The sequence below is a fragment of the Pseudoalteromonas sp. BSi20495 genome (genome assembly GCF_000241185.1).
GTDB lineage: Bacteria > Pseudomonadota > Gammaproteobacteria > Enterobacterales > Alteromonadaceae > Pseudoalteromonas > Pseudoalteromonas fuliginea.
This window is the reverse complement of record NZ_BADY01000024.1, coordinates 75485-96050: the sequence shown is the minus strand read 5'-3', so window position 1 is coordinate 96050 and position 20566 is coordinate 75485. Positions and strand designations below refer to the sequence as shown.

15 protein-coding genes are annotated in these 20566 nt (G+C 40.4%); 10 read left to right on the top strand and 5 right to left on the bottom strand.

Features of this window, described 5'->3' with window-relative positions:
• Nucleotides 1–54 precede the first annotated feature (54 nt).
• The 4 genes from P20495_RS16310 to P20495_RS16325 form a co-directional block, all read right to left on the bottom strand.
• Entirely contained in the window at nt 55–1275 is a 1221-nt protein-coding gene (locus tag P20495_RS16310; protein WP_008134378.1) for a Xaa-Pro peptidase family protein, read from the bottom strand.
• Between the two features lie 101 nt (nt 1276–1376).
• Nucleotides 1377–1985, bottom strand: coding sequence for a flavin reductase family protein (locus tag P20495_RS16315; RefSeq protein WP_008134377.1), 609 nt, complete (start codon nt 1983–1985; stop codon nt 1377–1379).
• A 9-nt stretch (nt 1986–1994) separates the two neighbouring features.
• Nucleotides 1995–2717: an SDR family NAD(P)-dependent oxidoreductase gene (locus tag P20495_RS16320; protein ID WP_008134376.1), complete on the bottom strand. Its 723-nt coding sequence runs from the start codon at nt 2715–2717 to the stop codon at nt 1995–1997.
• Nucleotides 2714–3112, bottom strand: coding sequence for a thiol-disulfide oxidoreductase DCC family protein (locus P20495_RS16325; protein ID WP_007375566.1), 399 nt, complete (start codon nt 3110–3112; stop codon nt 2714–2716). Before P20495_RS16325 ends, P20495_RS16320 begins: the two co-directional genes overlap by 4 nt.
• Before the next feature lie 120 nt (nt 3113–3232).
• On the opposite strand from P20495_RS16325, the gene ppc reads away from it, so the two are divergent.
• Both ppc and cdd read left to right on the top strand, forming a co-directional pair.
• On the top strand, nt 3233–5878 hold the full coding sequence (gene ppc, locus P20495_RS16330; RefSeq protein WP_008134374.1) for a phosphoenolpyruvate carboxylase: 2646 nt from the start codon (nt 3233–3235) through the stop codon (nt 5876–5878).
• 159 nt (nt 5879–6037) lie between these two features.
• Nucleotides 6038–6964 carry a cytidine deaminase gene (gene cdd, locus P20495_RS16335; RefSeq protein ID WP_008134372.1) on the top strand — a complete coding sequence of 309 codons (927 nt, stop codon included), beginning with the start codon at nt 6038–6040 and terminating at the stop codon, nt 6962–6964.
• 98 nt (nt 6965–7062) lie between these two features.
• Here the strand turns inward: cdd and udp are convergent, their stop codons facing one another.
• Nucleotides 7063–7818 carry a uridine phosphorylase gene (udp, locus tag P20495_RS16340; protein ID WP_007375563.1) on the bottom strand — a complete coding sequence of 252 codons (756 nt, stop codon included), beginning with the start codon at nt 7816–7818 and terminating at the stop codon, nt 7063–7065.
• Nucleotides 7819–8283: 465 nt separating this feature from the next.
• Between udp and P20495_RS16345 the strand changes: the two genes are divergently transcribed.
• The 8 genes from P20495_RS16345 to P20495_RS16380 all read left to right on the top strand — a co-directional run bounded on the left by P20495_RS16345 (nt 8284) and on the right by P20495_RS16380 (nt 20524).
• The gene (locus tag P20495_RS16345) at nt 8284–9393 is read left to right on the top strand and encodes an arginase family protein (RefSeq protein WP_008134369.1); all 1110 of its coding nucleotides are present in this window, start codon (nt 8284–8286) and stop codon (nt 9391–9393) included.
• Between the two features lie 88 nt (nt 9394–9481).
• The gene (locus P20495_RS16350; RefSeq protein ID WP_008134368.1) at nt 9482–10183 is read left to right on the top strand and encodes an ABC transporter substrate-binding protein; all 702 of its coding nucleotides are present in this window, start codon (nt 9482–9484) and stop codon (nt 10181–10183) included.
• 133 nt (nt 10184–10316) lie between these two features.
• Nucleotides 10317–11597 carry a hemolysin family protein gene (locus P20495_RS16355; RefSeq protein ID WP_008134367.1) on the top strand — a complete coding sequence of 427 codons (1281 nt, stop codon included), beginning with the start codon at nt 10317–10319 and terminating at the stop codon, nt 11595–11597.
• A 308-nt stretch (nt 11598–11905) separates the two neighbouring features.
• The gene (locus tag P20495_RS16360) at nt 11906–13075 is read left to right on the top strand and encodes an efflux RND transporter periplasmic adaptor subunit (RefSeq protein ID WP_007375558.1); all 1170 of its coding nucleotides are present in this window, start codon (nt 11906–11908) and stop codon (nt 13073–13075) included.
• A gap of 12 nt (nt 13076–13087) precedes the next feature.
• Nucleotides 13088–16222 (top strand): efflux RND transporter permease subunit, encoded by a 3135-nt coding sequence (locus P20495_RS16365; protein ID WP_008134366.1) that lies wholly within the window; start codon nt 13088–13090, stop codon nt 16220–16222.
• The gene (locus P20495_RS16370; RefSeq protein WP_007375556.1) at nt 16219–17637 is read left to right on the top strand and encodes an efflux transporter outer membrane subunit; all 1419 of its coding nucleotides are present in this window, start codon (nt 16219–16221) and stop codon (nt 17635–17637) included. The genes P20495_RS16365 and P20495_RS16370 overlap by 4 nt, the downstream gene beginning before the upstream one ends.
• A gap of 96 nt (nt 17638–17733) precedes the next feature.
• Nucleotides 17734–18360 carry a TetR/AcrR family transcriptional regulator gene (locus P20495_RS16375; protein WP_007375555.1) on the top strand — a complete coding sequence of 209 codons (627 nt, stop codon included), beginning with the start codon at nt 17734–17736 and terminating at the stop codon, nt 18358–18360.
• Nucleotides 18361–18904: 544 nt separating this feature from the next.
• Nucleotides 18905–20524 (top strand): diacylglycerol kinase family protein, encoded by a 1620-nt coding sequence (locus P20495_RS16380; RefSeq protein ID WP_008134365.1) that lies wholly within the window; start codon nt 18905–18907, stop codon nt 20522–20524.
• The last annotated feature ends 42 nt before the right edge of the window (nt 20525–20566 follow it).

Genomic DNA, 20566 nt, shown 5'->3' with positions numbered 1-20566 from the left:
TCAATACCAAACTAAAAAGAGCAGCTAAACAGCTGCTCTTGAAGGTATTCAATTTTAAGCGTTAAGCCCAAATGGGTCGTCAATGCTATAACTTGGTTGTGTAAACCAATGAGGGCCGTTGTCGGTCATGTAAAAATGATCTTCTAAACGCACGCCAAATTCATCGGGTATCACTAACATTGGCTCGTTACTAAAGCACATGCCTGGGGCAAGTGGGGTTTTATCACCGCCAACTAAGTATGGCCATTCGTGAATATCTAGCCCAATGCCGTGCCCCGTTCGGTGTGGGCAACCCGGTGTTTGGTACTGCGGGCCTAGCCCTTGCGCTGCTAAATAGTTACGTGCGCCCGCGTCAACGTCTTCGCACGTAGCACCAATTTTAGCTGCATTAAATGCCGCCATTTGCGCAGCTTTTTCATGATCCCAAAACATACGCTGGCGCATTGTTGGTTCGCCAAATACATAGGTACGGGTTATATCTGATAGGTAATCGTGTACTTTACAGCCGGTATCAATTAGTACCATATCGCCTTTTTTAAGTATTTGGGCATCTTTAACACCGTGCGGGAAAGACGTTGCAACACCAAATAAAACAATACAAAAATAGTTACCTGGCGCACCTACTTTTTGGTGTGCTTGCTTAATAAAGGCTTCTACTTCGGTGGTGGTTATTCCCTCATAAAGCATACTTGCTGTGGCTTGATGTACGGCTAAGGTCATGTCCATCGCGCGTTGCATTAAGCTAAGTTCATGAACTGATTTATGCATGCGGCAATGCGCCGTTACAGGCTGTGCATTTATGAGTGTTAAACCCGTTTGCGCTTTATTAATGCCGTCGAATATAAAAAATTGTGCGCTTTCATCAATGCCAATGGTTGCGTTTTCATTAATGTTTAGTTTTTTTAGTACTTCAACAAAAAGTGTATAAGGGTTTTCGTGTTCTTGCCACCCATGAATAGGCCCCTCTATTACTTTAAACCCGTTTAGTGAACCAATTTCGAAATAAGGCGCAATGTATTGTACTTCACCAAGGGCGGGTAATATTGCGCCAACCATGCGTTCGCTCGCGTACCATTTCATACCTGTAAAGTAGGTTAGGTTGGTGCCAGCGTTTAAATAAATTGCATCTATGTTGTTTGCAAGCATATACGCTTGCGCCTTGGCTATGCGCTCTAAATGTTCGTCAGCTGCGATAGGGGTCAGCGTTTGCGTCATGTTACTTAGGCTTGCCAGCGCTTGCTCGCTTGATTGTGTACCTATACCTATGGTGGTCATGTTTTTCTCCTTGGATTTTTAGCTAGTGTGATTAATACCAAGGTAAAATTCAATGTTATGCGATAAGAGGCTATTAGTTTATAGCCTCTTAAAATGGCATATTATTTTTTAGCGTAAGGTAAACGCGTGAGTTTATTACTTGTGTGGTAGCTATCAAGCCCGGTTACTGCCACCGTTTCAATAGCCTGTAAATCTAAAAAGCCATCACTTTGAAGTGCTACTTCATCTAAATACACATCAGTGATTTCACCGATTACAAGCTCTGTGCCATTGATGGCTAAATGTTGGTTTTCTACAAATTTAACCGAGTACTTTAAGCGGCTTTCTTTTACAAAAGGGGCTGCAAAGTCGTTTAAGTATTCAGGTGTTAAGCCTGTAGCATCAAACTCAGACTTGTCTTTATCGTAACGGGCTGAAGTTTGATGAGCTTGTTTATAAATCGACTTATTCACTTGATTAATGGTGTAAGTGCCCGTTTGTAAAATATTTTCAAACGTATGACGCGGCACACTGTGAGGGCGCATAATCATTGCGACTAACGGTGGGTTAGCCCCAAGGTGAATAACCGAACTTACAATCGACAAGTTGGTATTGCCGAGTAAGTCTTGCGTGCCAATTAAGTTGGCGCTTTTAAAACCCGAAAGCGAATTAATTAAATGAGTACGGGTGTGTTTTTCAAGTGCGTTTATGCGCTCTTTAGTAAAATGCATTAAAGGTCCTTACCACGGTATAGTTTCGCCTTGCCAATCTAAGTAGGCAGGCTCACCATTGTGTTCTAAATGAGGGTTATTAAAAGTAAGTGTAAAAAGCTGCTTAGCTACAAATTCAGCAGTAAACAGTTTTCCAGCGGGTACGTTTTTTTGAAATGGCTTTGAAAGCCCAGTATCAGTAGTCCCTGGATGAAATAAAACGAGCTTAGTATTTTTAGCTCGGCGTGCAAGCTCAATTGCTGCGGTTTTAAATAGCATGTTAAGCGCAGCCTTGGAGGCGCGATACGTATACCAACCGCCTAATTTATTGTCGTTAATGCTGCCCACACGCGCACTGAGTGCTGTAATAGTACACTGCGTTTTATGTGTTAAAAGCGGCAAAATACTCTGCAAGCAGAGTAGGGGAGTTAGGGTGTTTGAATTTAGAAGTTGGCTAAAATAATCAGCGTCTAAATCCTCCAGCTTTTTTTCGGGCATATGAGTTTCGTTGTGCAGTGTACCATTGAATATAATAACTTGTTGTATATCGGCATTTTGCGCTTTTAGGTAATTAGTAACGCGCGCTAAACTTTGTTTTGTGTAGTCAGTATGCAGGTGGACAACACTTGAGTCAGATTCAATACTTTTTGAACTAATACAAACGATCTGATGAGTAGGCGTGTTTATTTGTAGATGTTCTATATATGCATTTGCTATGGCACTGCTTGCGCCGAATAAAACAATGGTTTTCATTTATCACCTTTTGCTTTTAGTCCACATTGGCCGTTACTGCACTGAGTATTTGGCATTAAAAAGCGACTGATGGGGTGCCTATACTTAGCAAATAACAGGTATCCGCAGTCAGCGAAAAAGCGAATTATTGGCAAGCGAAAAATTTTCAACCAGCCGTGTTTACCCACTAATTTCCATGCTTCGTACGTTACATCAAGCCCGTAAATCATTTCACCTGATAGCTTTTGAGCTTGCAGATAAGTCATTGCTTGGTCTTTATCAATATACGAGTAGCGCTCACTAAAGTCGCTCGCGTTAAGATCTTCAAGCGTAATTAGATTTTTAGAATCAGCGTGTTTTAGTTGCTGCATTTCGGTGCTGCAAAGGGGGCAGTTACCATCGTAAAAAATTATCATGTGGGTGCTTTGTGATTATTTTATATATATTTTTTTACGACAAGACATTGCAAATGGATCTATTAAATATCCCTACATGATGATATTAATAGTGCCCTACGAAATAAAGGAGAATGAGAAATGAGTGAACAATACGCCGCCTTGCGAGGTAATGTAAATTTATTAGGGCAACTTCTAGGACAAACAATTAAAGATGCTCAAGGCCAAGCTATTTTAGATAAAGTAGAAGAAATTCGGGCTTTATCTAAATCATCTCGCAGTGGTAATGAAGACGACAGACAAGCGCTAATAGATGTTTTACATGCGCTTAGTGATGAAGAGCTTTTGCCGGTTGCCCGTTCATTTAATCATTTTTTAAACCTTGCTAATGTAGCAGAACAATTTCATACCGTTTCGCGTTTTAATGACGTTGGCCTTGGTCAACAAAACCCTCTCACTCAAACATTAAAAACGTTAGTTACAAAAGCAGAACAAGGCCAGCTAGATAGTAATCATTTGGCCGAAACACTCTCAAAACTCCACATAAACTTAGTATTGACCGCTCACCCAACCGAGGTTACGCGCCGTACTATTATTAACAAACACGTTGAACTAAGTGATTGCTTAGCGTCATTAGAGCGAAAAGATAACTTAGTGCAAGAGCGGGACAATATTTTAAATCGTATTGAACAGCTGATTAGCCAAGCTTGGCATACCGACGATATTCGTCGCTCTCGCCCAACGCCAGTTGATGAAGCTAAATGGGGTTATGCGGTAATCGAAAACAGTCTATGGCACGCTGTTCCGCGCTTTTTACGTGAATTTTCAGCCAATGTTAAAGACCAGTTGAGCTTAGAGTTACCAATAGATTACAGCCCAATCGAGTTCACATCGTGGATGGGTGGAGACCGTGATGGAAATCCATTTGTAACATCGCAGGTTACAGCAGAAGTGCTTGACCATGGTCGTTGGATGGCGCTTAACTTATATATTCAAGATTTAAAAACGTTATGCGCTGAACTCTCTATGTCAGATGCCAGTGATGAGCTTATTGAGTTGGCAGGTCAAGACTTTGAACCATACAGAGCGGTGATCAAAAAGCTTAAAAACCAAGTTGCAGAAACAGTAGCTCATCTTGGCGCTAAAATTAAAAATAAGCGTAGCGATTCACAAGATTTAATTACCGATATTAATCAGCTTAAACACCCTGTAGAGGTCTGCTATCGCTCGTTATTAAAGTGTAATATGAAAGTCGTTGCTGATGGCTTATTGCTTGATTTACTGTACCGTATTAATAGCTTTGGCTTGCGTTTAGCTAAACTCGATGTGCGCCAAGATTCGTCTCGCCACAGCGATGTGTTTTCAGAGCTGACGCGTTATTTAGGTTTAGGCGACTACAACCAATGGCAAGAGCAAGACAAACAAGCTTTTTTACTTACTGAGCTTAACTCTCGCAGACCGCTTATTCCAAAACATTGGCAACCAAGCCCTGATGTTCAAGAAGTGCTAGACACCTTTGATGTTATTGCCAAGCAAGACGAAGCAACATTTGGCTTGTATATTATTTCGATGGCGCGAACAGCATCAGACATTTTAGCAGTACAATTATTGCTAAAAGAAAGCGGCTGTAGCTTTGATTTACCAGTAGCACCGTTGTTTGAAACACTCGACGATTTAAACGCAGGCAGTGATGTAATTACTACATTACTTGATAATGTTTGGTATCGCGGGCACATTAAAAACACCCAAAATGTAATGATTGGTTACTCTGATTCTGCTAAAGATGCCGGCATGATGGCAGCAGGTTGGGCCCAGTACGAAGCAATGGACAAACTAGTACAACTTGCTGATGAGCGTGGTATTGAACTTATTTTATTCCACGGACGAGGTGGCACAGTAGGGCGTGGCGGTGCACCTGCCGCACAAGCGCTGCATTCACAACCGCCAGGTTCGTTAAAAGGGGGGTTGCGTGTAACCGAGCAAGGCGAGATGATCCGCTTTAAATTTGGTTTACCCGATGTAGCACTGCAAAGCTTAAATATTTACGCAGGCGCGGTACTACAAAGTAACTTATTACCGCCGCCGGAGCCAAAACCGCAGTGGCGCGAAGTAATGAAGCTAATAAGTGAGGAGTCGTGTGAACACTACCGTAATGTAGTTCGCCACGATGAAAACTTTGTACCTTACTTTAGAATGGCAACACCTGAGCTTGAGTTGTCTAAGTTACCGCTTGGCTCGCGTCCTGCAAAACGTAATCCTAATGGTGGTGTTGAAAGCCTGCGTGCTATTCCATGGATTTTTGCTTGGAGTCAAAACCGTTTAATGCTTCCGGCATGGTTAGGTGCGTTAACAGGCTTAAAAGCTGCGCTTAATAAGTACGGCGCAGAAACACTCAACGAAATGAGCTTACAGTGGCCGTTCTTTAGATCGCGCCTAGAAATGCTAGAAATGGTATTTAGTAAAGCAGATTGCTGGTTGAGTGAGCATTACGACAATGCGCTGGTGGAAGATATGTACAAACCACTGGGTGTAACACTTCGTAAAGAGCTTCAAGAAGCTATTAGCTTGGTGCAATCACTTAGCCCACAAAAAAGCCTACTAGCCGAACAACCTTGGATTAAGGAGTCGATTAGCTTACGTAATCCGTACACCGATCCACTTAACTTACTACAGGTTGAGCTTTTACGCCGTGCTCGCTCAGAGGAAAAACGAAACGAAGGTGACATTGATAATGCGTTAATGATCACGATGACAGGTATAGCTGCAGGTATGCGTAATACCGGCTAACGTGCTATTTGTTAGGTATACCAATTAATTATTTTGTTGGGTATACCAGTTAAAATTAAAGGGGGCACGCGATGTGCTCCCTTTTTTTACGTTGAATAGGCTGGTATTTCGCATCCTAAACTTTTAAACTACGTAGCCATTGAATAATTAAAAAATGTTATGGCTTCAGCAACTTTTACTGTACAGCAAGATACAGCACTTACAAATTCGCACATCACATTAAACGTAGCGCAAACAGCGTCATTACGTAGTCAATTAAAATCACAACGTGGCATATTAAATTCTAGTAATATTAAAGCGTTATGCGCTCAACTCAGTGTGTCTGATGATGCATTATTACAAGGTTTAGTACCTTTAGCTTCTGAATATGCCGTTGCGCCAGTGTCAGATTTTCATGTAGGCGCAATTGTTAAAGCACTTGATGAAAAGGGTGAGGTAAACTTTTACTTTGGTGCAAATGTAGAGTTTGATCATCAAGCATTGAGTTTAGTGGTTCATGCAGAGCAATCGGCTATAAATAACGCATGGTTAAACGGCGCTAAAAAAATAGTTAAAATTGCGATTAGCGATGCGCCTTGTGGGTATTGTCGCCAGTTTATGAACGAACTAGCTGATGCGAAAGAGTTTGATATTTTACTTCCTGATCAGCAATTTAAACTTGCTGAATTACTGCCGCATTCATTTGGACCTACCGATTTAGGTAACGAATTTAGCTTATTTAACCCAAAACCACAGCAAGGTAATTTTAGCTTTGATGGCCTTGATGAAACCCTTGCGCGTTTTGCACTTAATGCGTACGTGCCTTACAGCCAAAACTTTAGCGCCGTAAAAATAAGTACATTTAGTGATGGTGATTTTTACGGAAGTTACGCCGAAAATGCAGCTTACAGTCCAAGTTTATCGCCACTACAAAGTGCACTAAGTCAGTTCTTTTTAGCGGGGCTTAGCTTTAACGAAAGTACAGTAAAATCAATTACACTTTTAGAAACCGCAGGCCATGAAAACCAAGCGGGTGTAGCACGTGCTGTACTTGCAAGTTTTAAAAATCTACCGGCAATAGAAGTAATTAGCGCACCACTTAAATAGTGGCTTGCATACAATAAAGCACAGCCGGAGCTGTGCTTTATTAAAGCGAGTCACTCTATCGAATTAAATAACTCACTCACTAACTGCTATAATCTGTATTAATCAAGTAATACTTTAGCTGCTTCTAATACGACTGCTACAGATTTACGCTCAATTTCACCGTGGTCTACATTTGGTATTTCTTGGCGAGTACGGTTAACAAGTACGCCTGCTACACATGCTGCTTGTAATCCAAGGGCTGCACACATAGTAAATAATGTTGCCGATTCCATTTCGTAGTTCATCACGCCCAATTTTTGCCACTCTTCGCAGCTACCTTGTAGTGATTTAGGAACGTAACCAGAGTGCGTATCGTAACGCTCTTGCCCTGGGTAGAATGTATCGCTTGATGCAGTAATACCAATATGGAAATCGATATTTAAGTTTTTACATGCTTGTACCATAGCTTGTGTTGCATAAAAGTCAGATACAGCAGGGTAGCTAAGTGGTGCAAAATGTTGGCTTGCACCGTCTAAACGTACAGACGCTTGGCTAATTAAAATTTCGCCTTCGTTAATGTGTGGCTGAATTGCACCGGTTGTACCAATACGTAAAAATTTACGCACGCCAAGTTGTGCTAATTCTTCTACTGCAATCGACGTAGATGGACCACCAATACCTGTAGAACATATAACCACAGAGTGGCCGTTTAATTGACCTAAATAAACATGAAACTCGCGAGTTTGAGCAAGGCAGGTTGGGTTGTCTAGGAATTGTGAAATACGTGCTGCACGATCTGGATCGCCCGGTACAATCGCAAGTTTTGCACCTTTAAGATCGTCAATACATAGTCCTAAGTGAAATACCTTTTCCATAGCTAAGCCTTTTATAATAATTTGTTGTCAATCTAGCATCATTGCTAGAAACGTTTATTAAGTACAGGACGATTGTCCGTTTTATCTTAACTCTTCCAATAAAGCCTTAATAATTTTAAGGGCTAATTTGATTTATTCACCAACAATGAATATTCACTCAAGTACTTATATACGTAGCCTTGTTGCGCTGTTGACATGTTCAAGCAGACATAATAAGTATCACTCAAGCGCGTAACTACGATTAAATGGATGATTACAAGGTTTCATTAATATCAAATAAATTCAATGGCTTAATCTTGTAGTGAACACGTAAAAACTAACGTGTTTACTTATATTAAGCACTGACTTATTTAGCAAAGTGACATTTATTTGAAGTTTAGGCACTTTTAGTGATTTTTGCATAACTAATCAAAAGTAATCAAAACTAATTAGCTACGTACAGAATAAAAACCGAAGGAGTTTATTATGAGCACACAATTTGAAGCATTTAAAAACAAAGTTGAGCACTGTTTGTGCGCACCGGGCGATGGCGTATACACAGTAAATACTGCAAAAGAGCGCAAAGCCGCACTGCGTAATAAACTTTACGGACAAACTGAAAACGTTGATAACTTGTGGCGCGAGTCTTTAAACGAATTACCAAGCTCACCACATAAAGCCGTTATGTTAGGTATTAGTTCAGACTGTGGCGGTGGAATTTTACGCGGCGCAAACTGGGGGCCATTGTTTGTGCGCTCAGCATTAATTGATCAGCAACCGCAGTGTCATTCGTTTGATTTAGGCGATGTACGTGTAATCCCACATTTACTTCATGACAAATACTTAAATGATGCAACCATTTCTAATTGCCAAAAAGCTTTATATGGTGATGAAGATAACGATTATTACGTAAGCCCATTATCAATCACTGAAGATGTCTGCGACAGTTTTTACGCAACGTTTAAAGATAAAGGATTATTTGGTATTGGTGGCGATCACTCAATTAGTTACCCACTTACTAAAGCGTACTTAAAAGCAAAACGTGAGCAAGGTAAGCGCACGGCTATTATTCATTTTGACGCGCATACCGATTTACTTGTGGAGCGCTTAGGTATTGATTTATGTTTTGGCTCGTGGTGTACACATATATTAGAGTTTTTACCGGCACCGCATCATTTAATACAATTTGGTATACGCTCTAGTGGCAAGCCTAAAGCGCACTGGGAAAGTACCTTTGGCGTTAAGCAACATTGGGCACATGAAATCATTGAGCGCGGCGCAGCAGCGGTTGCTGCCGACGCTATTGCACAATTAAAAGCCGATAACGTTGATGAAGTATATGTAAGCTTTGATATTGATGCGCTTGATGCCGAGTTTGCATCTGCCACAGGTACGCCAGAACATAATGGTTTAACACCAAAGCATGCGCTTGATATTTTATCAGCCATTGCGGATGAGTTTCCAATTACGGGGGCTGATATGATGGAAATAGCGCCATTCACCGACAGTTCGCTTGTCGGCCAGTCTAGTTCTGAAACAACGCTCAGAGAAGGCGCTAAAATATCGGCCTTTTTAATCAACGCAATGAACAAGTAAATTGGTCGTGCTTATACACTACTAAAAACTAGCAGTTCGCAGAGCCTCAGCTATATTTATTAATATACTTATCATGGGGCTCAGTTAAATGAAGTGGTTTATCTTTTTACTGTGCGTTATCTGTATTAAGGTTAACGCCACTGAAATTACAATAGTAACGGAAGTATTTCCGGACTTTCAGTACATCAATGAAGATAACAAACTCATTGGCCGCTCTGTCGATAAAGTTCATAAAGCGCTAGAAGGGTCAGGTATAAATTACACTATGTTAGCCTATAGTTGGGCCATATCGTACAACGCAACATTACGTGATAAAAACACCTGTATATTTTCGATAGTGCGACTCCCTAATAGAGAGAATAAGTTTACTTGGATAGGCGAGCTAGAAAGCTTTGACTCTGCTATATATGGGCTTAAGTCCAGAGGTATAAAGTTAAATACTCTCAATGATGCCAAAAAGTATAAAATAGCAGTACTGCGTGATAACTTTAGTCATCATTATTTGTTAGAGCGTGGCTTTAGCGAAAGTAAGCATTTATTACTTATAGATAGCCTAGACAAAATAGATAAACTTATTAGTACTCGCGACGATATTCTAGATTTTGTTGTGCTTAGTAAAAAGCAATTTGACTATCGAATTCAAGCTGAGCCAAGGCTTAAATTACTTGAACCTGTTCTCAGTTTGAATACAACACAATCCCCTTTGTACTTTGCTTGCAATATTAATATGGATCCTGCCTTAGTTACGCAATTAAAAGCTGCATTTAAAAATATTAGAACAGTAAAATAAGTGGTTTTATTAATATAACACCATGAAATATAATTACTTTAATATATTTTTTAAATTTAAATTGCTGCGTTTAAAAAACCGACTATAATCAGCTGCTTTTGTTTCAAAAGCACTAACTTTTTTGGAGCGTTAAATGGGTGATTTAATCGGGATTAGCTTATTGATCTTGATCAGTGCGTTGTTTGCTATGTCAGAAATAGCAATTGCGGCGTCGCGTAAAATAAAACTGCGAGTAATGGCAGATGAAGGAAATATAAAAGCAGCAGCGGTATTAAAGCTACAAGAAAATCCAGGGGCTTTTTTTGCCATGATCCAAATAGCACTCAACGCGATTGCGATATTGGGTGGTATTGTGGGCGAGCAGGCTTTATCTCCTTATGTTGAAAGCGTGTTGGTACTATTTTATCAAGGCGCACATGTAGAGAAAATTAGCTTTTTATTTTCGTTTTTTACTATTACGTCTTTGTTTATATTGTTCGCCGATTTAATGCCCAAACGCTTAGCGATGATCATGCCAGAAGCAGTCGCTGTGAGAGTGGTGACTATAATGCGTTGGGTGACCTTTGCCTTAACCCCGTTAGTGATGTTTTTTAATGGTGTAACTAACTTTGTACTGCGCTTATTTAAAGTACCTGCAGAGCGGGAAGACAATGTAACAACTGAAGATATTGTTGCGATGATGGATGCAGGTGCTGCATACGGAAGCTTGCAAAAGCAAGAGTATGAATTAATAGGCAATGTGTTTGATTTAGAAGCGCGGTTTTTATCAAGTGTAATGACGCCACGCGACCAAATTGTCTATTTTGATTTAAACGAATCGAGTCATGATATTGCGACTAAAATTATTGATCATCCTCATAATCACTTTTTAGTGGTGTCAGGGAGCTTAGATAAGTTACATGGCTCTGTTGAATCAAAAGATATTTTACGACAAGTATTAAAAGGTGAAGCAGCCAATATAAATGATGAGTTGATTGATAAAGATGTTTTTTATTTACCCGAGACATTAAGCCTATCAGAAGCATTAAATGCCTTTAAAAGTGCAGCCAAACCGTTTGCCGTTGTTGTTAATGAATACGCTTTATCGGTCGGTATCGTTACGGTAAAAGACTTAATGAAAGGCTTTATGGGGGATTTAATAACTCACCAAGGCGATGAATTAATTATAGAACGCGATCAAGACTCTTGGTTAGTTGATGGTTTAACTCCGATTAGCGATTTAGCAAAACTGCTGGACATAGAAGAGTTTCCTGAGCAAATGCACTATGAAACCGTTGCAGGCTTTTTAATTTACAATATGAAGCGAATACCCAAGCGTGCGGAACATTTAACTTTTTCAGGCTTTAAATTCGAAGTGGTTGATGTAGAGGGCATTAGGGTAGAGCAGTTATTAGTTTCAAGAGTTATTACTTAGCACAGTGCTAATATCCTTTAAAATAAGGTGCGCTTTAGTTTTTATATAAATAGCCAAGCTGTATTTGCTTGGCTTTTTTGTGTCTGTTAAACACTTCGTTTCTAAAATGAGATATTATTTCAATATGTTCAGTTGTTTTATTTTCATACAGTCTTGATTCTATTTTCATCTAATTAACATTAAATGCAACCTAAGACGTATATTGTACTGAGGAGTGTAAGTTTGTGTAAATTTCTTCTAATTAAGATTCATTCTCAGCGCGTTTTAATTTAGAATGATCGTTCACTCTAAACTAAAAGGTATTTAACATGCAGCGTTCCCGCATCGCTTTATTTGTATTGTCCGCCCTCGTAGGTTCTGTTGCTTTAACTGGTTGTGACCAAGCAACTGAGCAATCACAAGCTTCAGCTCCTCAAGCTGTGCCAGTGGGTGTACTGACATTAAAAAGCCAAGCGCTTACTCTCAAAAAAGAACTTCCTGGGCGTATCAGTGCATTTCAAATTGCTGAAATTCGCCCACAAGTAAGTGGTATTGTGCAATCTCGTTTATTTGTCGAAGGTAAAGAGGTTAAGCAAGGCCAAGCACTGTATCAAATAGACCCAGCTACATTTGAAGCAGACCTTGCAGCAAGTGAAGCGAGCGTTGCACGCGCAGAGGCAAGCATCGCCAGCTCTAAATCAAAAGCATCACGTTACGGCGAACTCTTAAAAATCAAAGCAGTGAGTCAACAAGATTTTGACGAAGCGGATGCTGCGTACAAACAAGCAAATGCTGAATTATTAACGGCTAAAGCCCAGTTAAAATCAGCGCAAATTAACCTTGATTACAGCCATGTATCTTCCCCTATTAGTGGCCAAATTAGTAAATCAAGCGTAACAGTGGGTGCACTAGTAAGTGCAAATCAAAGTACAGCACTTGCTACAGTGACTCAATTAGACCCAATTTATATTGATTTAACACAATCGAGCAATGAGTTGACGCAACTTAAAAAAGCGATTGCATCTGGCCGTTTAGGTATTGATGCAAACAGCCAAACAGATGTTGAATTAATAATGGAAGATGGCTCGGCGTATTCTCACAAAGGAACGTTGCAGTTCTCAGAAGTGACTGTTGACCCAAGTACCGGCTCTGTAACTTTGCGCGCTAAATTCCCTAACCCTGAAAAGCTATTATTACCAGGCATGTATGCACGTGCATCTATTGTTGAAGGCGTTAAAGCGGATGCGATTTTAGTACCGCAACGCGGTGTAAGCCGTAACAACAAAGGCGAGCCAACAGCAATGGTTGTCAGTAAAGACAATAAAGTAGAAAGTCGCGTGTTAAAAGTGGATAGAACCGTTGGTTCAGATTGGCTTGTTACTGATGGCCTAAGTGATGGCGATAAATTAATTGTAGAAGGCTTACAAAAAATTCGCCCGGGTGCGCCAGTGAGTCCTTCTGAAATTCAGTCATCTACAAAAGCTGATAAAGCGCAATAACGGAGAGTTGTAATGTCACGATTTTTTATCGACAGGCCCATTTTTGCATGGGTACTGGCAATAGTAGTTATGCTAGCAGGTATTTTGGCTATACAAAGCTTGCCAATTGCACAGTATCCGTCAATTGCACCGCCAGCAATTAGTATTACGGCAACGTACCCTGGTGCATCTGCACGCACGCTTGAAGATACGGTTACGCAAGTTATAGAGCAAAAAATGAAGGGGCTTGATGGCTTACTTTATATGTCATCAACGTCTGAATCGAGCGGTTCAGCAACGCTTACTCTTTCATTTAGTGCCGAAACAGACCCTGATATTGCACAAGTTCAAGTGCAAAATAAATTAGCGACTGCAACACCACTTTTACCTGAAGAAGTACAAAGGCAAGGTGTCGTTGTTGCAAAGTCTGCTCGTAACTTCTTGATGGTATTAGGTTTTGTGTCTAAAGATGGCAGTATGACCAACATCGATATTGGTGATTATGTATCATCAAACGTGCAAGATATTATTTCACGTGTTGAAGGTATAGGTGAAGTGCAATTATTTGGCTCACAATACGCTATGCGAATTTGGTTAGACCCTTCAAAACTGCAAAATTACAAACTAACGCCAGCGGATATTAGCGCCTCAATTAGCGCGCAAAATGCACAAGTATCTGCTGGTCAACTTGGCGGTATGCCTGCCGTTGATGGTCAGCAACTTAATGCAACGGTGACAGCGCAAAGTCGTTTACAAACGGCCGAGCAGTTTGAGAATATTTTAGTAAAAACAAATCCTGATGGCTCTTTTGTACGCCTTGAGGATGTTGCACGCGTAGAGTTGGGTGGCGAAAGCTACCGTGTTGTAGCACGCTACGATGGACAACCTGCTTCGGGTTTAGGTATTAAATTGGCCAGTGGCGCGAATGCACTTGATGCAGCGGCAGGCGTTAAAGCCGCCATTGAAGAGTTAAAACCTTATTTTCCTGAAGGGTTAGACGTAGTTGTACCCTATGACACCACACCATTTGTATCTTTATCAATTGAAAAAGTAGTTCATACGCTTATTGAAGCGGTTATTTTAGTGTTTGTCGTCATGTATTTGTTTTTACAAAACTTCCGTGCAACGCTTATTCCGACCATTGCCGTACCTGTGGTATTGCTTGGTACGTTTGGTATTTTGTACGTATTTGGTTATTCAATCAATACGTTAACCATGTTCGCGATGGTACTTGCCATAGGCTTACTTGTGGATGATGCGATTGTTGTAGTCGAAAACGTTGAGCGCTTAATGACCGAAGAGAAGCTATCGGCACTTGAAGCAACGCGTAAATCTATGGATGAAATTAAAGGCGCGTTGGTCGGTATTGCCATGGTACTTTCTGCGGTATTTATACCAATGGCGTTCTTTAGCGGCTCTACTGGGATTATTTATCGTCAATTTTCTATAACACTGGTATCTGCGATGGGGTTATCGGTTTTAGTGGCCCTAATTTTAACACCTGCATTGTGTGCAACGCTTTTAAAACCAAGCCATGTACATAACAATAACACGTTATTTGGCCGATTTTTTACAGGCTTTAACCGTGGTTTTGATAAAACAAACTCAGGTGCACAAAGTTTTGTGGGCCGTATGCTTACGCACTCTAAGCGCTATCTGCTTATTTATGGCGTGATTGTGGGCGGCATGGTTTATGTATTCTCAAGCTTACCAACGGCATTTTTGCCTGACGAAGACCAAGGTATTTTGTTTAACCAAGTGTCATTACCGGCAGGCTCTACAACACAAGAAACACTTGAGGTTGTTAAAAAAGTAGAAAACCATTTCTTAAATGATCAATCCGAAGCAGTAAACGGTATTTTTACCGTGACTGGTTTTAGTTTTGCAGGTTCTGGCCAAAACTCAGCGATTGCGTTTGTTAACTTTAAGCATTGGGATGAGCGTCAGCGAGATGATTTATCTGTTAAAGCGGTTGCAGGTAAAGCAATGGGCTACTTTTCAACAATAAAAGAAGCCTTTGTTTTTGCATTTCCACCACCGGCAATTGTTGAGCTGGGTACGGCCAATGGCTTTACTCTCTTTTTACAAGACCGTGTTGGCCTTGGACATGATGATTTATTAGCGGCAAGAAACCAATTATTAGGTATGGCGAGCCAAAGCCCAATTTTAGCGGGCGTACGTCCAAATGGACAAGAAGACATGCCAGAACTTCAACTTGATGTAGATTTAGCTAAAGCTGAAGCACTTGGTGTTTCACAAGGCGATATAAACAGCACGCTTGCCACTGCTTGGGGTAGTAGTTATGTAAATGACTTTATAGACCGTGGTCGCGTGAAGAAAGTATACCTACAAGGTGATGCGCAATCGCGTATGGTGCCTGAGGATCTAAACAAGTGGTATGTGCGCAATGATAATGGCGACATGGTGCCGTTTTCAGCTTTTGCTAGCTCGTTTTGGACATACGGTTCACCACGCTTAGAGCGTTACAATGGTTTTTCAGCAATGGAAATTCAAGGTAGTGCAGCGCCTGGTTACAGCACGGGACAAGCAATGGATGAAATGGAGCGGTTAGTTAAACAGCTGCCTAATGGTATTTCGTCTGAGTGGACCGGTATTTCATTCCAAGAGCGCTCAAGTAGTGGTCAAGCACCCTTATTATATGGCTTATCGCTGTTGTTTGTATTTTTATGTTTAGCCGCGCTTTATGAAAGTTGGTCGGTACCATTTGCGGTAATGATGATTGTACCACTGGGTATATTTGGTGCGATTATGGCGGCACTCGCTGGTGGTTTATCTAACGATATTTACTTGCAGGTAGGCTTGTTGACCACCATTGGTTTGGCATCTAAAAATGCGATACTTATTGTTGAGTTTGCGATTCATAAAATGGAAGAAGGGCTTGGTTTAGTTGATGCTGCTATTGCAGCTGTACGCTTACGTTTGCGCCCAATACTCATGACTTCGATGGCCTTTATTTGTGGTGTTTTACCACTAGCAATAGCCTCAAGTGCTGGTTCTGGTGCGCAAAATGCGTTAGGTATTTCGATTATTGGCGGCACACTCGCATCATCAATATTAGTTGTTGTATTTGTACCGTTATTCTTTGTGTTAGTTCGCCGTATATTTCCTGGTAAAACTAACGAAACAACAAAGGAGAGCGCAGAATGAGCATTAAAACATTCAGCCTAAGTGCAATTGCTTTATTGGTGCTAAGCGGTTGTCAATTAGCGCCAGAGCAAAAAGACCTTGTGCTACCAGTATCTGATGCTTATGCATCAGATACTGCGCAAAGCGCTGCGCAGCAATTAAATTGGCAGCAGTTTTTTAATGATGAAAAACTACAAACGTTAATTAGCCAAAGCCTTGAGCATAATAAAGACATGCAAATTGCAGTGCTTAATGTGCAGCGTGTGCGTGGTTTGTATCAAATTGAAGACTCTGCTTTGTATCCGTCTCTTGATTTAAACGCATCAGGTACGCGTCAGCGCTTACCTGCTGATTTAGCGGGGACTGGCGATGCTACTATTAGCTCGCAGTACAGTGCAACAGTGGGTATTACCTCCTACGAGTTAGATATTTGGGGCAAAGTGCGTAACCAATCAGCGCAAGCCCTGCAAAATTTATACTCTACAGAGCTTAGCCAATACAGCACGCAAGTGTCGTTAATTTCAGAGTTGGCAAATGCATGGCTCAATTACGCGACGGATTTACAACTGCTAGAGCTTGCAAAAGAAACGCTCACCTCTCAGCAAGAGTCATTATCGCTTACGCAAAAAAGCTTTGATTTAGGTGCAGCTTCTTCAATTACCCTTGAGCAGCTTAGAAGTACAGTTGCTACAGCAAAAGTAGACATAGCAACGTACAAGCGTTTGTTAAAGCGTGATAAAAGTGCCCTAGATTTATTAGTTGGTAAATCTGTTTCAGCTGATTTACTGCCAAATAAAGACTTGACTAACTTGATTAGCATGCCAGAAGTACCCGTTGGTTTACCGTCTGACTTGTTATCGCAGCGCCCTGATATTAAAGCCGCTGAGCATTTAATGCTTGCTGCAAATGCCAATATTGGTATTGCACGTGCAGCTTTTTATCCAAGCATTAGCTTAACAGCCAATGCCGGCTCTGCTTCAAGTGATTTAAGTGGCTTGTTTGATTCAGGCTCGGGTACATGGAGTTTTGTGCCGTCAATTAGCTTACCTATTTTTAATATGGGACGTAACCAAGCAAATCTTGATGTAGCAAAAGCAGATCAAGAAATTGCGGTAGCAACGTATCAGCAGAAAATTCAAAATGCGTTTCGCGAAGTTGCTGATGCACTTGCCGATAGAGAGGGCTACCAAGAGCAATTAAGTGCACTTGATATGCTTATAAGTAGCCGACAAATCACGTTTGATTTATCAAAAATGCGTTACGAAAAAGGTGCAGATAGCTACTTGCAAGTACTTGATGCTCAGCGTACATGGTACGGCGCACAACAGCAGTTAATTGCGGGTCAGCAAGCTTATCTTGCGAGTCAAATTAACTTGTACAAAGCGCTTGGTGGCGGATGGAACGTAACCAGTGAAATAACTCAGGAAGAGAAATAATATATGCGGCTTTTTAAAGCCGCATTACAAGTTATATGGCGAGACTATTTATAGCTCTTGCTTTACTGAGCTTATAACTTGGTAGTGGAGTTGAACATGAAGCCTAAAACCAAAAGGCAAACTGATCCCGCGATAGCACTGGCTAGGCGTGAGCAAATATTAGCGGCTGCTGCAGAGTGTTTTCGCCGAAAAGGTTACCACGGTGCAGGTATGGCAGAAATATCTAAAACGGCAGGGATGAGTGCAGGCCATATTTATAATTACTTTGAAAGCAAAGAAGCCATTATAGAAAGCATTATTGAAAAAGATATGGAAGAAATGTTCTCTATCTTTCAAAAGTTTGAAGATCACCCCGGTGATGTTTTAGCAGCTCTTTTAGATGGCTTAAATATTGGTGTGCAACGACACATGGATACGGGCTCGTGTGTTATTGATTTAGACATGATGGCAGAAGCAGGTCGTAATATGAAAGTCGCTACTCTTTTGCGCGAAACTGATATTCAAGCAAGAGGGCGCATGAGGCAGCTTTTAACAAGCGAGCGAAGTGCGCTCAAAGACATTGATGAGCTTGAACTTGAAAGCCGAATTAATGTTATTTTTTCGATGATGGCAGGGTTATTACTCAGAAAGTTACTTTACCCTGAACTAACCGAAGAAACGGTACTAATAGCGCTTCGCCCTGCGATGAAAACATTACTGATGCCATTTGATAAAGCCCAGTAACGTTAAAAATAGATAACTAAAAGTAAGCTAGCCAATACCTTGGCTAGCTTTTTTATTTTAGCCCACAAATTTGTCCATTAGTATCTCCTTGCTCTTTTGCGCTAAAAAGAGGGCGTTGGTTACCGTTATCCACAGTGGTCCTGTGTTTTCTTATTATCATTGAGTAAACGGTTGAAATGGTGATTTGGAGGCAAAAATTGCTATTCAACTTGAACTTTGGTTAAGAGAATTACTAACGTATTGAACCATATTTATTTTCCAGAGTTCAAGTTATTTATACTGGCTGAGTTATACGTTAATACAAGCGACAACCGTTAAGATATTGAAACTAAACATGTAGGTATAATTTATTCACATGTCTGTAAAAAGTGCACAAAGAATGAGGATACTTGAGGGAGTGTATTTTATTATTTTAAATATCAGTTGGTTAAGATATATTTTTGAGTTTTAAGTGTTTTTTATATGGCGTGATACTTGCAAAAGAATTTATACAGCCGTTTAAATTAAGATTAAAAAACGGGATTATTTATAACAAGGAGAAATTATGTGGGCTGCAATTGGTTATTCACTTTTAGCACTACTGCTTATTTTTATTGGTTGGGAAGTGGACTCTGTTTATTTTGCTATTATTTTTTATTGGACTGCACTGTCACTTTTATTAGTGAGTACCGCATATATTTTTAATACTGCAAAAATATTTAGAAAACGTGAAAATGGGGTGATCCCTTTTTATATACGCTGGGCGTTTGTGCCATTTCTGCTTGGTGTACAAATCTATAATGCTTGGTCACGTAAGCGCGATAAAGTACCGCCCATTCAACAAATAAACGAAAATCTATTTTTAGCTTGCCGATTATTCCCCTCAGATATAGATACATTAAAAAGTAACGGGATCACGGCTATTTTAGATGTAACGTGTGAATTTGACGGCCTCGAATGGAGCTCTACGCAAGAAAGTATTGATTACTTAAATATTCCGGTACTCGATCATAGTATTCCTACCCATTCGCAGTTAAATCAGGCTATTAATTGGATACATCACCATATTAAAGAAAATCATCGCGTTGTTGTACATTGCGCTTTAGGGCGTGGGCGTTCAGTTTTTGTTATGGCGGCTTATTTATTGAGTCAAAATAAAAATGCAGATGTACATGAAGTGCTTGCACAAATAAAAGAAACCCGCGAAACCGCAAACTTAAATAAGCATCAGCTTCGTCATCTTGCTAAACGCCATAAAAAAGGCGAACTGCTGATTAAAAACAAAGCCGTTTTAATTGCAAACCCTGTATCTGGTACACGATTATGGCAAGAAAAAGAGCATTTAATTGTTGCGCGGCTATCGGCTTATTACGATTTGAAAGTGCTTACTACTTCAAAAGAGGTTAATGGTATTGAGCTTGCTAAACAGGCAATTGCGCAAAATCCAGATATTATAATAGCGTGTGGTGGCGATGGTACCGTGGCCGAAGTTGCAAGCGTACTTGTAAATACACAATGTAAACTAGGTATCATCCCAATGGGTACAGCGAATGCACTAGCCCATGTATTAATGGGTATTAGCTCTAAATTTATTCCTGTAGAACAAGCTTGTGATTTAATTATAGATGGTCAAACAAGCCTAATAGATACTGCTTATTGCAATAATGAATTGGTATTGTTGCTTGCGGGTATTGGCTTTGAGCAGTCAATGATTGAAAAAGCAGATAGAAAATCCAAAAATAAATCAGGGCAACTTGCTTATTTGAACGGATTTTTTCAAGCCTTTAACGAGCAAAAATCATTGTTACTTAACGTAAAGCTTGATGACAATGAACCTCAAGAAATTTGCACCAATAGCTTTATTGTGGCTAATGCTGCGCCTTTTACAACGTTATTGGCGCAAGGTGGCGGGCAACCTGATCATAGTGACGGACTACTCGATGTAAATTGGTTAACACCAAATAATGAAGATTCAACTACAGTACTAAGTATTGCAGAATTGATGTTTAGTAGTTTAACGCAAACACATTTAGCAATAAATTCGCACCATACAAATGCTAAAAGGGTCGAGGTTACAGGCGAAGGAGAGCTTAAGTACGTACTTGACGGTGAGGTTAAAACAGCTCAAAAACTGGTTATTACTATTGAACCAGCCTCATTAAATGTGATTTGTAAAGAGCAATAAATCGCGCTTGCTACAATCAAAAAAGGAGCTAAATCAGCTCCT